Below are 14,806 nucleotides of genomic sequence, written 5' to 3'. Positions count from 1 at the left end.
CTTCGTCGGCTCCGGTAGACTCCGCCGACTGTGACCCCTGCCGAGCCCCGTGGAGACTTCCCCCCGGTTCCCGACGCTCCCGTGGGGTCCGCCGCCCGGACAACGGTGGGGACCACCGAGCCGCCGGCCGACGCGCGGCCCGTGGCCACCGAGCAGCCGGCCCCTGCCGCCGCTGCGGCCGGGCCGGCCGACGCCGACGCCGTGCCCGAGGAAACGGCCCGGGTCGCGGCGGAGCCGGGCGGGGCCCGCAAGCGGCGCCTGCGGTGGACGACCCGGCGGCGGGACCTCGCCGTGTACGGCCTCTTCCTGCTCGCCGCGCTCTGGGTGACCAGCCGGATCTGGGTCGACCCGGCGGGCCGGGTGGCGTCGCTGTACAGCAGCGACCCGGCGCAGGTGCAGTTCTTCCTCGCGCACAGCGTGCGAGTGGTGCTGCACGGGGAGTTCCCGTTCTACACCGACCAGTTCAACTTCCCCGACGGGGTCAACCTGATGGCCAACACGGCCGTCCTGGCGCTCGGCATCCCGATGGTGCCGGTGACCCTGCTCTTCGGGCCGGCCGTGTCCTTCGTGGTGCTGGTCACCCTCGGCCTCGCCGGCACCGCCGCCGCCTGGTACCGGGTGCTCTCCCGGCACGTGGTGCGCACCCCGCTGGCCGCCGCCGTCGGCGGCTGGTTCTGCGGCTTCTCCCCGGCGATGCTCTCGCACGCCAGTTGGCACCCGAACATCATCAGCCAGTTCCTGCTGCCGTTCATCGTCTGGCGGGTGCTGGTGATCACCCGGTCGCGCCGGCCGGTGCGGGACGGGGCGCTGCTGGCACTGCTCGTGGTCGTGCAGGCGTTCATCAACGAGGAGATCCTGCTCTTCACCGCGATGGCGTGCGGGGTGTTCCTGATCGCCGTGCTGGCCCAGCGGCCCGCGCTGTGGTCGGCGGCCTGGCGGCCGTTGGGTGTCGCGGTGGCGGTGTGCACCGTGCTGGCCGGGGCGCTGCTGGCGTACCCGCTCTACGTGCAGTTCGCCGGGCCGATGGCGTACCACGGGCTCAGCGACGCGGTCCGGGACTACGGCAACGACATCGCCGCCTTCTTCGCCCCGGGCTCGCCCACCCTCGGCGGCAACGAGCGGGCCAACGTCAACCTGGCCCCGAACTACTCCGAGGAGAACGCCTTCTTCGGCTGGAGCCTGGCCCTGCTGTCCGTCGGCATCGTGTTCTGGCTGCGCCGCGAGCCGTTGGTCCGGGCGCTCGCCGCGACCGGGGCGTTCTTCGCGGTGCTCTCGCTCGGCGAGCGGGTCTCCTGGTGGGACCGGGAGCTGTTCACCGGCCCGTGGGAGCTGCTGGTGCGGGTGCCGCTGCTGGACGCGGTGGTGCCGACCCGGTTCGGGATGATCACCACGGCGGTGATCGGCGTGCTGCTGGCGCTCGCCGTCGAGCGGATCTGGTCGCTGCGGCCGGCCGAGGCCCGTACCGTGCGCACCCTCGGCGTCGGCGCGCTGGCGCTGGCGCTGCTGCCGATCATGCCGATGCCGCTGAAGGTCACCTCGCGCCCGGCGGTGCCGAAGTTCATCACCGCCGACCGGTGGCGTCAGTACGTCGGGGCGGACCAGACCCTGGTGCCGATCCCGGTGCCCAGCATGGGCAACACCCACGGGATGCGCTGGGCCGCGTCCACCAACCTCGACTTCAAGATCCCCGGCGGCTACTTCCTCGCCCCGCGCAACGGCAACACGGGCGACCCGGGACGCTTCGGCGGCCGGCCCAGCGGGGTCGGCCGGCTGCTGGAGGAGGTGGCCACCACCGGCCGGACGCCGGAACTGGACGACCGGCAGCGCCGCCGCTCCCTCGACGAGCTGCGGCACTGGCGGGCCGCCGTCCTGGTGCTCCCCGTGGGCCAGCACAACGCGGAGCCGCTGCGGCGTACCGTCGAGGAGCTGGTCGGCCCCGGGCACCGTGAGCTGGACGTGTGGGTCTGGGACGTCCGGACGCTGACCGCCCCGACGGCCTGATGGCAGCCCCGGCCGCGCCCGCCGCCAGCAACCCGGAGGGGACGGGCGGGCCGGCGTCGGCCCGGAACGCGGCGTCGGCCCGGAACGCGGCGTCGGCCCGGAACGCGGCGTCGGCCGGTGGGCCCGCCTCCGGCGGCGCGTCGGCCGGCCGCCGTCCCCGGCGGGTGCGGGGCTTCGACGTCGCGGTGGTCGCCGGCTACCTCGGCCTGGCGGTGCTGCTCACCGGCGGCCAGTGGGGGCGCCCCGATCGGCTGTTCCACCAGGACAACGACCAGATGCTGTTCGAGTGGATGCTGGCCCGGGCGGCCCGCGCCGTCACCGGGCTGGAGAACCCGCTGTACAGCGCGGCCCTGAACGCGCCGGACGGGGTCAACCTGATGGCCAACACCTCGGTGCTCGGGCTGGGCGTGCCGCTGACCCCGGTGACGCTGCTGCTCGGCACCCAGCCGGCGTTCCTGGTGGCGGTGGTCGCCTGCCTCGCCGGCACCGCCACCGCCTGGTACGTCCTGCTGGCCCGCCGGCTCGTCGGCTCCCGGGTCGCCGCCGCCGTCGGTGGCCTGGTCTGCGGCTTCGCCCCCGGCATGGTCGCCCAGGCCGGGGCGCATCCGCACATGGCCGCCCAGTTCCTGGTGCCGCCGATCCTGGGGCTGGTGTTCCGGCCGGACCCCGGCCGGGTCGGCCGGCGCGGGGTGGCGCTCGGGCTGCTGGTGGCGTACCAGGTCTTCCTCGGCGAGGAGGTGCTGGTGTTCCTGGCGCTCGCCGCCGGCGTGCTGGCCGTCGCGTACGGTCTCGCCGACCGGGCGGCGGCCCGCCGGCTGGCGCCCGCGTTCCTCGGCCGGATCGGGGTGGGCGCGCTGGTGGCGGGGGCGCTGCTGGCGTACCCGCTGTGGTTCCAGTTCGCCGGGCCGGGCCACTACCGGGGGATGCCGTTCGACGCGCCGGGGTTCCGGCTCGACGCCGCCTCGTTCACCGCCTCGGCCCGGCAGACGGTGTTCGGCGACGACCACCTGCCCGGCCTGCTGGCCCCGAACCCGACCGAGGAGAACTCGTTCTTCGGGCCGGGCCTGCTGGTGCTCGCCGTGGTGATCGTGATCTGGCTGTGGCGTCGTCCGCTGGTCCGGGCGCTGGCGGTGGTCGGGGCCGGGGCCGCCCTGTTCTCCCTCGGCACGGTCGTCCGGGTGGACGGGGTGTCGACCGGGCTGGCCGGGCCGTACCGGCTCGTCGCCGGGGTGCCGCTGCTCGACCTGGTGGTGCCGGCCCGGTTCGCGCTGGTCTGCGTACCGGTGCTGGGGGTGCTGGTCGCCCTGTCCCTGGACCGGATCCGGTCGGCCGCGGCCTCCGGTGACGGCCCGGCCGGCGGGCCGGCGGCGCCGGTGCGGCTGCTCTGGGGCGGCGCGGTGGCCGCCGCGCTGCTCCCACTCGCGCCCACCCCGATCCGCACCGTGCCGGCGTGGCCGGTGCCGGCCTTCGTAGCCGACGGCGGCTGGCGGGCGTACGTGCCGGCCGGCCGGACGCTGGTGCCCGTGCCGCCGGTGACCGGGGCCGGGGTCAGCCCGGCGACGTTCTGGTCGGCCCGGACCCGGCTGGCGTTCACCGCCCCGGGCGGCTACTTCATCGGCCCCCGCGCTGCCGACGACCCGACTGCCCACTGGGGCGCCCCGGACCGACCGACGGCCCTGCTGCTGCGTCGGGTGGCCGAGACCGGCCAGGTGCCGGTGCTGACCGACGCGGACCGCCGGCAGGCGGCGGTGGACCTGCGGCACTGGCGGGCCGCCGTGCTGGTGCAGGGCGGCCTGGACCGGGGCGACCCGGTCCGCCGCACCGTCGACCAACTCGTCGGCCCGGGCCGCGAGATCGACGGCGCCTGGGTGTGGGACGTGCGCGGCCTGGTGGGCTGACGCCGGGCGGGGCCGCCTCCCGGGGCGCGGGGGGGCGTGGGGGAGGGGAGGAAAAGGTGGCCCTTTCGCCACCTGTCAGCGCGACCCGGCGCCTGGTTACCTGGTGGACGACGATGGTCCACCAGAGAAAGCAGGACGTCATGGCTATCCTCCGCCGAGCCCTCGCCGCCTCCGCCGCGCTCGCCGCCGCGGGCGCCGGGGTTCTGGTCAACGCGTCGCCGGCACTGGCCAGCACCCCGGCCAGCTGCTCCAGCGTCCGCCAGATCGGCACCACCCGGGTGCTGACGGTGGGCGGCATGCAGGCCGCGTCGGTCAAGCAGTACTACGGCTGCGGCTACAACTACGCCTACATCTACGTGTGGGAGCAGTACCGCAACACCCACTCGAACTGGGACCTGTACGTCCACGTGATCGACCACTCGGACAGCGGCTCGGACTACGGCGTGGGCGAGCTCAACAACACCACCCGGGCGGAGCTGTGGGGCAAGCCGGCCAACACCGCCGCGCACTGCACGCACGTCACCGGCTACCTGAACTCCACGGGCGGCTCGACCAGCAAGGTCTGCTGAAGTCGTCCCCGGCCGGGGCGCGCCCGACCGCGCCCCGGCCCGCCCCGCCCTGAATCGACGAGAGGACCCCATGAGCGTCACCCACAAGCTGGCGAGCGTCGGCACGGTCGCCGCGCTGGCCGCCACCGCGGTCGCCGTCACCGGCGCGCCGGCCCAGGCCGCCGCCTACAACGGCGCCTGCGGCAGCGGCTACACCGTGATCGACAAGATGGACGCCGGCAACGGCCGGGGAACCATCTTCCTGACGTACAACAGCGGCTGGAACTGCGTCGTCACCGTCACCAACACCCCCGGCACCAAGAAGTTCATGTCGGCGATGGTGGAGCGCTCCGGCGCGGACTGGGTCAGGGACGAGGGCACCTACAGCCAGTACGCCGGCCCGGTCTACGCGTACGCGCCGAACGACTGCGTCGACTGGGGTGGCATCGTCGGCGACAAGTACATCCGCATGATCCAGTGGGACGACCACTGCGGCTGAGAGCCCACGCGTCACCCGGCCGGCGGCCCGCCCCACCCGGGGCACGGACCGCCGGCCGTCCGTGGGCGGCTCAGCCGACCAGCGGGCGGACGTCCCACAGCCAGACGTCGTCGACCCGTTGCGCCGGGCCGAGCAGGGCGGTCATCAGGTCGCGCAGGACCGCCTCGCGGGGGTGCGCGCCGAGGACGACCACCGACGCCTTCCAGAAGCGCAGGTCCTCGACCGCCTGGCGGCGGTTCTCGTCGGTCAGCGGCGGCAGCGCGCCGGAGTCCATCGTGGAGTAGACCAGGGTGCTGGTCGGCCGGTTCGGGGTGCCGAAGACGCCCTCGCCGTCGGCGTTCGGGCCGATGAAGTAGCCGCCGGGAATCGGGAACGCGTGCCCGGTCAGCGCGCTCCACCGCAGGGTGGGCAGGCCGTGCACGTTGCTGGGGATCGGCACCGGCACCAGGGTCCGGCCCGCCGGCACGTAGGGCCGCCAGCCGCCGGCCGTGATGAAGCGCGGCGGCGGGTCGATCTGCTGGGCCGGCAGCGGCCGGGGCACCAGCGGCAGCACGGCGAGCGCGACGGCGGCGTACCCGACCGGGCGGAGCCAGCGGCGCGCCCGGGCCGGCCCGGCGGTGGGGCTGGCCTTGGGACCGGCCTTGGGGTCGGCGGCCTGCGTCGGGGCCGTCGCGCCGGTGGTGCCAGCGGGCGAACGGGGGGCCGGCACCACCGGCGCGGGGGCCTGCGCGGTGCGGGCCAGGGCGTCCCAGGCCAGGGCGAGCAGCACGCCGAGGGCGGCGGCCACCACCAGGGCCAGCCGGGTGGGCATCATCATCTCCACCAGCGGCAGGTCGTCCGAGATGTACGACCAGGGGCCGTCGATCGTGGTCTCCGCGCCGTCGAAGCGCACCACCGGGCCGATCGAGGCGACGGTGAAGACCACCACCAGCACGGCGACGATCCGGGCCGCCAGCGACCGGCGGACCAGCAGCACCAGGGCGACCAGCGCCACCAGCACCAGCGGCCAGCCGAACCAGGTGTTCTGTTCGGTCAGGCCGATGGTCTTCTCCACCGCCTCGTCCCCGGCGACGGTGTCCCGGGCGAACGTCACGAAGGCCACCAGGTCCTCGCCCCAGTTGTGGAACACCCCGCCCTGCAGGCCCCGGTAGGACTGCGGGCCGTTGAACTGGAACCAGATCGGGTACGCCGTGAGCAGCAGCGTCAGCCCGCCGCCGAGGCCGAGCGCGGCCAGGAAACCGCCGACCCGCTGCCGCGCCGCCCGGGGACGCTGCACCGCGTACGCGGCCACCACCACCAGGCAGCCCAGCGCGGTCAGCAGCAGCATCTCCTCGTTGATGAAGATCTGGTACGCCACCAGCAGGCCGAGCACCACCCCGTCGCGCCGCCAGCTCCGCCCCGGCTCGCCGAGCCGCAGCACCCGGGCCACGATCACCGGCAGCAGGTAGTTCGAGACGAAGTTCGGCTGCCCGTTGGCGTGGTGCACGATGCCGGGCGCGAAGCCGAGGAACGCGCCGCCGACGAACGCCGCCGCCCGCGAGCGCACCAGGTGCCGCGACAGCATCCAGTACGACGTGCCGGCCGTCGCCGCGAGCGCCCCGCCGAGGTAGAGGGCGTACGTCACCTGCGGCCCGAACAGCCACGTCACCGGGGCCAGCGGCAGGGTGGCGCCGAGCAGCGACGTGTTCGCCATCATGTTCACCCCGTCCGGGGCGTTCTGCCGCATGGAGAACAGCGGGTTCTCCAGGTGGCGCAGCGAGTACGCGCCGTGCGAGAAGAGCCACTCGAACCAGCTGTGGTCGGTCGGCAGGTGCGACGACACCCGGTGCTGGACGTCCCCCCAGTAGTTCAGGCACACGAGAACGCCGAGGAGCACATAGGCTCCGATGGCCAGGGCGTCGGCGCGGGTCGGTCGCCGCCGGGGCCGACGCGGTGTGCCTGTGCCCGCCCCGTCGGGTCCGGCCGGGGCGGCCCGCGCCGCGACGGGTGCGGATTCGGAGTTCAGCGAGGGGTCTACCACCGGCACAGCCACGACGGGCCATCGTACAGACGTCCCCGCGTGGTGCCGGCCGACCGGTGCGCCCGGTGCCGACCGGGTGGGGCGGCACCCAGCTCGGGGAGGAACACCAGTGACCGTCATCGACCTCGGCGAGCTGCGCGGCGACGTCGAGCCGGACCCGCCGCCCCGCCCGCCCCGGGCGGTGGGCCGGCCGCTGCGGGCGGCCCTGGCCGGGGCCGTCGCCCTGCTCACCCTGGCCACCTCCACGCCGGTCGCGCGGTCCGCCTCGGCGGTCGTCCCCGGCCGGATCGGCACCGAGGTCCTCGTCGTCGGCGGCCGGCTGTACGTGGGCGACCTGGAGCGGCCGGGCACGGGCGGGACGCGCGAGGTGACCGTCTACGCGCCCCCGGCCGGCGCGGGGGGCGCCCTGCGACCGCTGTGGCGCACCTCGGTGCCCGGCGAGGAGGGCCTGTTCCAGGTACGGGAGCACGGCGGGCTCGTGTTGATCACCGGGGGCGAGGACGGCTGGGCCGCGACGGTCGCCCTGGACGCGGCGACCGGGAGGCAGCGGTGGCGGCTTCCCGGCTTCCCGGTTCCCACCGTCGGCGGCGGGCTGCTTCTTTTCGGGCGCGACGAGGACGAGACGACAGACCCCCTGCGCGTGGTCGACCTGTCGTCGGGACGGCCCCGGTGGTCGGCGCCGGTGGCCCGGGGCCGGACGGTCTACCACCACCGGGGCGCGGAGGTCGATCGGGTCGTGCTGATCCCCGAGTCCGGGCGGATCGAGGTGCGGGACGCCGGGTCCGGGGCGGTCCTCCGCGCTGAGGATCCACGTCCGGGCGGGTCGCCGGGGTACCAGGGCGTCAGCCTCGCCGGGGACCTGTTGCTGGTGAAGGCGAACAGCGGGGCCGGCGGCGGCAGCCGGGTCACCGCGTACGGGCTGGCCGCGCTGGACCGGCGCTGGGAACTCGACCTGTCCGCCAACGAGTACCTGGAGGAGTGCGGCGACCTGATCTGCGTCGGAGGCCGGGAAGCCGGGCTGTCGGCGCTCGACCCGGCGACGCGCCGGCCCAGGTGGGTCAACCCGCGCTGGCAGTGGATCGTCGTGGCCCGGGGCGACCGGCTCCTCGTGGCCGCCCGCAAGGCGACCCTGGAGTTCACCGTCCTGGACGCCGCCACCGGGCGGACGGTCGCCGAGCTGGGGGGTTGGGATCCGGTGTTCAACCAGGGCCCGGACGAGCCGCTGTTCGGCACCCGGCGCACCCGGGAGGGCGGGCTGCTCGTCGCCGAGCTGGACCCGGCGCGGGCGGTGGCCCGGTGGCTCGACGTGCTGCCCGACGCGGTGGGGGAGTGCTACTCCAGCGGCCGGGACCTGCTCTGCCGCCGCCCGAGCGGGGCGCACGGCTGGTGGCGGCTGCCCCGGTGACGCCCCGGGTCACCAGTTGGGCTGGCCGGGCGGCGGGGGCAGCGGCACGTCGGGCGGCCGGATGACGTAGACGATCCCGCCGCTGCTGCCCAGCCAGGCCGCCTCGAACCGGTCCCGGCCCACCGTCCGGCGCACGCCCGCGTCGTCCGGGGCGTACGGGTCGTTGAGGACCGGGTCGCCGTCGGCGGTGAACCCGACCAGCACCACCAGGTGTCCCTTGGTGTCGTAGTCCAGCCCCGGCACGTCGCCCCGGCGGTACGCGGCGGCGAGCACCAGCGGCAGCCCGGCGGCCACGAACGCGCCGGCCTCGGCCAGCGACCGCAGCCGGGTGACGAACGCGTCCACCCCGTGCCCGCCGGCGTACGCCGTGTTGAACGACCAGTTGCCCGCCCCGTCGAAAACCGGGTCGTAGCAGTGCCGGGCGGCGTGCACCACCACCGGCCGGGGGCCGGGCGGCGCGACCCAGGCGTACCGGTCGGGGGCCGGGCCGGCGTCCCAGTGGTCCAGCACCATCGAGACGCTGGTCGGGCTGCACCAGGAGTCCCCGCCGCCGCCCCAGCGTCCCTCCTGCCCGCCGTGCAGCCGCTGCGAGTACCGGGGCACGTCCAGCGTCCGGCCCCAGCCGGCCCGGTCGCCCTCGGTGGCCCGGTGCGTGCCGATCGGGGTGGCCGGCCGGGGGCCGGAGGCGACCGCGCCGAGCGCGCGCAGCACCGGGGTGGCGGTGCCACCGGCAGGCCGCAGCAGCGTCACCCGGGCCTGCCAGCCGGTGACCGTCGCGCCGGTGACGACCAGGGTGTCCGTGTCCACCCGGGCGTCGGCGTTCTGCTGGCCGGGCACGGAGGTGCGGCCGAAGGGCTCGTCGTCGGCCGCCCAGCGGGCCAGCGTGTACCAGCCGGTGGCCGGGGCGTCGGCGTGCCAGCCGCGCAGCTCGACGAGGATGCCGCAGCCGTCGGGGGTGTCGGCGGCCCAGGAGGGGACCACCTCGGCGACGGTGAACCCGGTGGACACCGGCGGAGAGGTCCAGCTCGCCGCGTCGTACCGACGGGTGGGGTCGTCGGGGTGGGCGAGCCGGCGGGTCGGGGCGGCGAGGACCGCGCCGGCGGAGTCCGCGCGGACCCCGTCGCCGGCCCCGGCGGCCAGGTCTGCCGGGAGCCGGAAGCGCCGGTGGACGACGTCCCGCCGGGTGGTCGGGGCCGGTCCGGTCATCGCCGCTCCCTCCGCCGCAGATCAGCGCCGGGAAGCATCCCGTACCTGAAGGTTTTTTGCAACGCCCTGCGCCCGGCGGTCGGCGGTGCGGGCGGTGCGCCGCCGGTTTGGTGGCCGGCACTAGGTTTGTCGGCAGGTCAGCCGGCGAGGAGGTCGGGTATGCGGGTACTGGTGGTCGAGGACGAGCGCAACCTCGCCGACGCGATCGCGCGTGGGCTGCGCAAGCGCGGCATGGCGGTCGACGTCGCCTACGACGGGAACTCGGGCCACGAGATGGCCTTCGTCACCCGGTACGACGTGGTGGTGCTGGACCGGGACCTGCCCGGCATGCACGGCGACCAGATCTGCGCCGAGCTGGCCGCCTCCGGCACCCTGACCCGGGTGCTCATGCTCACCGCCAGCGGCACGGTCGCCGACCGGGTCGAGGGGTTGCAGCTCGGTGCGGACGACTACCTGCCCAAGCCGTTCGCCTTCGACGAGCTGGTGGCCCGGGTGCAGGCGCTCGGCCGGCGGGCCACCCCGGCGGCCCCGCCCGTGCTCGCCGTCGCCGACCTGGTGCTCGACCCGGCCCGCCGGCTGGTGACCCGGGGCGGAGTGCTGCTCGACCTGACGAACAAGGAGTTCGGGGTGCTGGCCGAGCTGCTCAAGGCGCGCGGGGCGGTGGTATCCAGCGAGGAACTGCTGGAACGGGTCTGGGACGCCAACACCGACCCGTTCACCACCATCGTCCGGGTCACGGTGATGACCCTGCGCAGGAAGCTGGGCGAACCGCCGCTGATCGAGACGGTCGTCGGTGCCGGCTACCGCACCGCCGAGGGGTCGGCGTGAGCGCCCCGCCCCGCCCCACCGCCCGTCGTCGCACCCTGCCCTGGCCGGCGCTGCGCCGCCCGGCCGTCCGGCTGCGGCCCACCCTGCGGCTGCGGCTCACCCTGCTCAACGGGGTGCTGCTGGTGGGTGCCGGGGCGATCCTGGTGCTGCTGGCCTGGCTGCTGGTCCGCGACGCGCTGCGCCCCACCGACGAGCTGGTCCCCGGCACCACCGTGCTGCTGGCCGACGGTCGGCTGCTCGACGCCGGGCAGTGGCAGCAGCAGCTCATCGACGCGGCGTCGAATGAGCTGCTGGCCAAGGGCCTGGTGGCGCTGCTGGCCATCAGCGTGGTCGGGGTGGCCGGCGCGTACGCGGTGGCGGGGCGGGCGCTGCGCCCGCTGCACCAGGTCACCGCGACCGCCCAGCGGCTCGGCGAGGCCACCCTCGACCAGCGGATCGGCTGGTCCGGGGCGGACGACGAGGTGGCCGAGCTGGCCAAGACGTTCGACGCCATGTTGGACCGGATCGCCGCCGCGTTCGAGGCGCAGAGGCGCTTCGTGGCCAACGCCTCGCACGAGCTGCGCACCCCGCTGGCGGTGATGCGGACCGAGATCGACGTGACGCTCAGCGACGACGAGGCGGACGCCGCCGAGTACCGCCGGATGGCCACCGTGGTCCGGGACGCCTCCGAGCGGGCCAACGGGCTGGTCGACGCGCTGCTGGTGCTCGCCCGCAGCGAGGCCCAGGCCGGCCGGCGGCTGGGCCGGCGCACCGAGTGCGACCTGGCCACCGGCACCGTCAACGCGCTCTCGGCCATGCGCCGGGAGATGGAGCGGATCGGGCTGCGGGTGCAGACGTCCCTGGAGCCGGCCCCGGTCGTCGGCGACCCCGGGCTGCTGGACCGGCTGGCCGGCAACCTGATCGAGAACGCGGTCCGCTACAACCACCTGCACGGCCTGATCCGGGTGCGCACCGGCACGGACGGCCGCTCGTCCTGGCTGGTCGTCGCCAACACCGGGTTCGAGGTCAGCCAGGCCGACGTGCCGGGGCTGTTCGAGCCGTTCCGCCGGGGCGGGCAGGAACGCACCGGGGCCCGGGGTTCCGGGCTGGGCCTGTCCATCGTCCGGGCGGTCTGCGACGCGCACGGCGGGACCGTGCGGGTCGTCGCCCAGCCGGGCGGCGGCCTTGAGGTCACGGTGACCCTGCCCGCCGCCGACGCCACGCCGGTGCTGACCGGCCCGGCCCACGGCGGTGGGCGGCTCACGACCGACCGGTGACGGCCCCGTCCCGCAGGCGCGGGCGGCACGTCGGCGGGCGGCCGGGGCCGCACCACGCCCCGGCGGCCTGTCGGCCGAGCCCACCCGGTGCTCAGCTTTTCGTGCGCCCGGCCCGGCTGACCAGGCACGGCGGGTGCCGGGTGGGCGGGCCGGGCAGGTCAGGTGGCCGGGCCGCGCCGGGCGCTCGGCCGGCGGGGCCGCGCGGTCGGGCAGAGCCGCCGAGCGGTCGGGCACAATGCGCGGCCCGTGCTGGACGACAGCCGGACGATAGGCCAAGGTGTGGTGGCGCCATGTCCCACGCGGTGCGCCCAGGACCGGCCGCGCCTCAGGCCGTCCGGCGCCCGCGGCCACCCCCCCGTCCGACGTGCTTCGGGAGTTGCCCGTGACCCACCCCCCGGCCCTGGCCCGCCGAACCCTGGCGGCGCTCGCCGCCGCCGCGCTGACCGTCGCCGGCCTCGCCGTCGCCGACCCGGCGAGCGCCGCGCCCGGCCACCCCACCGTGGTCTCCACCGTCCCGTCGGCCGCGTCGCCGAACATCCAGGACGGCACGGTGTTCGCCATCCACGACGCCGGTACGAAGATCATCGCGGCGGGATCGTTCAGCACGGTGCGCAACCGCAACTCCACCGTGGACATCACCCGTGACTACGTGCTCGCCTTCGACAAGGCCACCGGAGCGGTCGACACCGCGTTCGCGCCGACCGTCGACAACGAGGTGAACGCGGTGGCGGCCGGCCCGACCGCAGGCACCGTCTACCTGGCCGGCAAGTTCAACACGGTCAACGGCGTCACCCGGCGCAAGGTGGCCCTGGTCGACCTCGCCACCGGGGCCACGGTCACCAGCTTCGCGGGGCCGGCGTTCAACGGCCTGATCGACGACGTCGCCCTGGCCGGCAACCGGCTGCTCGTCGGCGGCATCTTCACCACCGCCGGGAACGCCAACCCGCGCGGCGGGCTCGCCTCGCTCAACGCCACCACCGGCGCGCTGGACGGCTACCTCACCACCACCCTCACCGAGAACCACAACTACGACGGGGTGAGCGGGGCCAAGGCCGGCATCGGCGTGGAGAAGCTCGCGCTCTCCCCGGACGGCACCCAGCTCGTGGTGATCGGCAACTTCAAGAAGGCCGACGGGGTGCTGCACGACCAGATCGTGAAGCTGGACCTCGGCGCCACCGCCGCCACCGTCGCCGACTGGAACACCAGCCGGTACACCCCGCGTTGCTCGTACGCGGCGTTCGACTCGTACATGCGGGACGTGGCCTTCGCCCCCGACGGCAGCTACTTCGTGGTGGTCACCACCGGTGGGGCGTACGCCGGATCGCTGTGCGACACCGCCGCCCGCTGGGAGGCCGCCGCGACCGGCGACGCCCAGCAGCCCACCTGGGCCAACTACTCCGGCGGCGACACCTTCCTCTCCGTCGGGATCAGCGAGCAGGCCGTCTACGTCGGCGGGCACCTGCGCTGGCTGAACAACAGCCTCGGCGGCGACTCCGCGCAGGCCGGGGCCATCGGCCGGGCCAGCATCGCCGCCCTCGACCCGGTCAACGGCCTGCCGCTGTCCTGGAACCCCGGCCGGCACCCGCGCGGCTACGGCGTGGCCGAGCTGCTGGTCACCCCGCAGGGCATCTGGCTCGGCTCCGACCAGTCCTGGATCGGCAACTTCCAGCACCGCCGGGAGCGGATCGCGTTCTTCCCGCTGACCGGCGGCAACGCCCCGCACCCGACCACCACCGCCGGCCTGCCCGGCAGCGTGTACCAGGCCGGGATTCCGGTGCCCACCAACGTGCTGCACCGGGTGAACGCCGGCGGCCCCGCCGTCGCCTCCACCACCGGCGGGCCGGACTGGAGCGCCGACGACTCCGGCAGCCCGAGCACCTACCACAACGCAGGCAGCAGCACCGCGAGCTACGCCGCCGTCGGCAGCCTGGACGCCACCGTCCCGGCCGGCACCCCGGCCGGGCTGTTCAACACCGAGCGGTACGACGCCGTGGCCGCCCCCGAGATGCAGTGGGACCTTCCGGTCCCGGCCGGCACCGAGGTGGAGGTCCGTCTCTACCTCGCGAACCGGTACGCCAGCACCTCGACCCCCGGCAAGCGGGTCTTCGACGTGACTCTCGACGGCACCCTCGTCCTGGACAACCTCGACCTGTCGGTCACGCCCGGGCACAATGTCGGCACCATGCGGTCGTTCACGATCGTCAGCGACGGCAGCGTCGACATCGACTTCGGGCACGTGGTGGAGAACCCGCTCGTCAACGCCATCGAGATCGTCAAGACCGGCCCGCCGCCCACCGGCACGGGCAACGAGGTGCAGGCCCGCGCGTACGACGGGGCGGCCACGGTCGGAGCGGCGACCCCGGTGGCCAACCCGGACAACACCGCGTGGTCCACGGCCAGGGGCGCGTTCTGGGTGGGCGGCACCCTGTTCTACGCGATGAACGGCGCGCTCCAGCGGCGCACCTTCGACGGGACCACCTTCGGCGCGCCGAGCCTCGTCGACCCGTACCACGACGCGTACTGGGACACGGTGGAGACCGACTCCGGGCCGGAAGGTCAGACCTACGTCGGGGTGAACAGCAACTTCTACCCTGAGATCGCGAACGTCACCGGCATGTTCTACACCGCCGGCCGGCTCTACTACACCCTTGCCGGCCAGGGCGGACTGTACTGGCGCTGGTTCACCCCGGACAGCGGCGCGGTCGGCGCCGACAAGTTCACCGTCGCGGGGGTGACCGGATTCGCCGACGCCGGCTCGGTCTTCCTGGCCGGCGGCACCCTGTACCAGGTCAGCCGCTCGACCGGCGCGCTCGCCTCGACCGCGTGGGCCGGTGGCGTGCCCACCGGCGCGTTCACCACCGTCAGCGGCCCCGCCGTGGACGGGGTCGACTGGCGCGCCAAGGCCGTCTTCGTCGGCCCGTAGACCCCCGTCGCACCACGGGGGCGTCCCGGCCCGGTCCCGCGTCCGCGCGGGGCCGGGCCGGGCCCTTTCCCGGGTACGCCGAAAAGGGTGTTGCCAGGAAACGGCGGAGGCTGGCAAGATCGGCCGCGTCAGCCCGACGGCCGGAGGGAGGTGCGGTTGATGTCCACGACCAGTCCCGCGCCCCGCCTCACCCGCCGCTGACCTTCTGCCGATCACGCGGGG

At 75.2% G+C, this 14,806-nt stretch carries 10 protein-coding genes; 8 read left to right on the top strand and 2 right to left on the bottom strand.

What is annotated here, in order from left to right:
• Positions 1-201: 201 nt before the first annotated feature.
• From OG559_RS03165 to OG559_RS03150, 4 genes are all read left to right on the top strand, one after another.
• A complete protein-coding gene (locus tag OG559_RS03165; protein WP_405116338.1) occupies positions 202-2,001 on the top strand; it encodes a hypothetical protein in 1,800 nt (599 codons plus the stop codon).
• The gene (locus tag OG559_RS03160) at positions 1,959-3,899 is read left to right on the top strand and encodes a hypothetical protein (RefSeq protein WP_405112198.1); all 1,941 of its coding nucleotides are present in this window, start codon (positions 1,959-1,961) and stop codon (positions 3,897-3,899) included. Before OG559_RS03165 ends, OG559_RS03160 begins: the two co-directional genes overlap by 43 nt.
• A gap of 140 nt (positions 3,900-4,039) precedes the next feature.
• The gene (locus OG559_RS03155; protein WP_405112195.1) at positions 4,040-4,468 is read left to right on the top strand and encodes a hypothetical protein; all 429 of its coding nucleotides are present in this window, start codon (positions 4,040-4,042) and stop codon (positions 4,466-4,468) included.
• Positions 4,469-4,538: 70 nt separating this feature from the next.
• On the top strand, positions 4,539-4,946 hold the full coding sequence (locus OG559_RS03150; protein WP_405112193.1) for a spore-associated protein A: 408 nt from the start codon (positions 4,539-4,541) through the stop codon (positions 4,944-4,946).
• 70 nt (positions 4,947-5,016) lie between these two features.
• On the opposite strand, the gene OG559_RS03145 is transcribed toward OG559_RS03150, so the two are convergent.
• Entirely contained in the window at positions 5,017-6,978 is a 1,962-nt protein-coding gene (locus OG559_RS03145; protein WP_405112190.1) for a hypothetical protein, read from the bottom strand.
• A 97-nt stretch (positions 6,979-7,075) separates the two neighbouring features.
• On the opposite strand from OG559_RS03145, the gene OG559_RS03140 reads away from it, so the two are divergent.
• Positions 7,076-8,371: a PQQ-binding-like beta-propeller repeat protein gene (locus tag OG559_RS03140; RefSeq protein ID WP_405112187.1), complete on the top strand. Its 1,296-nt coding sequence runs from the start codon at positions 7,076-7,078 to the stop codon at positions 8,369-8,371.
• 9 nt (positions 8,372-8,380) lie between these two features.
• Here the strand turns inward: OG559_RS03140 and OG559_RS03135 are convergent, their stop codons facing one another.
• Positions 8,381-9,577 (bottom strand): C39 family peptidase, encoded by a 1,197-nt coding sequence (locus OG559_RS03135; protein WP_405112184.1) that lies wholly within the window; start codon positions 9,575-9,577, stop codon positions 8,381-8,383.
• 159 nt (positions 9,578-9,736) lie between these two features.
• Here OG559_RS03135 and OG559_RS03130 point away from each other — a divergent pair, with 159 nt between their 5' ends.
• From OG559_RS03130 to OG559_RS03120, 3 genes are all read left to right on the top strand, one after another.
• Complete coding sequence (locus OG559_RS03130) at positions 9,737-10,405, top strand: response regulator transcription factor (RefSeq protein ID WP_405112181.1); 669 nt, start codon at positions 9,737-9,739, stop codon at positions 10,403-10,405.
• 71 nt (positions 10,406-10,476) lie between these two features.
• Positions 10,477-11,661 carry a sensor histidine kinase gene (locus OG559_RS03125; RefSeq protein ID WP_405116336.1) on the top strand — a complete coding sequence of 395 codons (1,185 nt, stop codon included), beginning with the start codon at positions 10,477-10,479 and terminating at the stop codon, positions 11,659-11,661.
• Positions 11,662-12,043: 382 nt separating this feature from the next.
• Positions 12,044-14,584: a malectin domain-containing carbohydrate-binding protein gene (locus OG559_RS03120; protein WP_405112178.1), complete on the top strand. Its 2,541-nt coding sequence runs from the start codon at positions 12,044-12,046 to the stop codon at positions 14,582-14,584.
• Positions 14,585-14,806: the final 222 nt, after the last annotated feature.

This window comes from Micromonospora sp. NBC_01405, assembly GCF_045040155.1.
Lineage (GTDB): Bacteria > Actinomycetota > Actinomycetes > Mycobacteriales > Micromonosporaceae > Micromonospora.
Note: the sequence above shows the minus strand (reverse complement) of the source record. Positions and strands in the feature narration are given on the sequence as shown.

Bases quoted from the DNA above. Each gene is read 5' to 3' on its own strand.
- OG559_RS03155 (WP_405112195.1), top strand. From the start codon at position 4,040: ATGGCTATCCTCCGCCGAGCCCTCGCCGCCTCCGCCGCGCTCGCCGCC.
- OG559_RS03135 (WP_405112184.1), bottom strand. From the start codon at position 9,577: ATGACCGGACCGGCCCCGACCACCCGGCGGGACGTCGTCCACCGGCGC.
- OG559_RS03130 (WP_405112181.1), top strand. From the start codon at position 9,737: ATGCGGGTACTGGTGGTCGAGGACGAGCGCAACCTCGCCGACGCGATC.
- OG559_RS03150 (WP_405112193.1), top strand. From the start codon at position 4,539: ATGAGCGTCACCCACAAGCTGGCGAGCGTCGGCACGGTCGCCGCGCTG.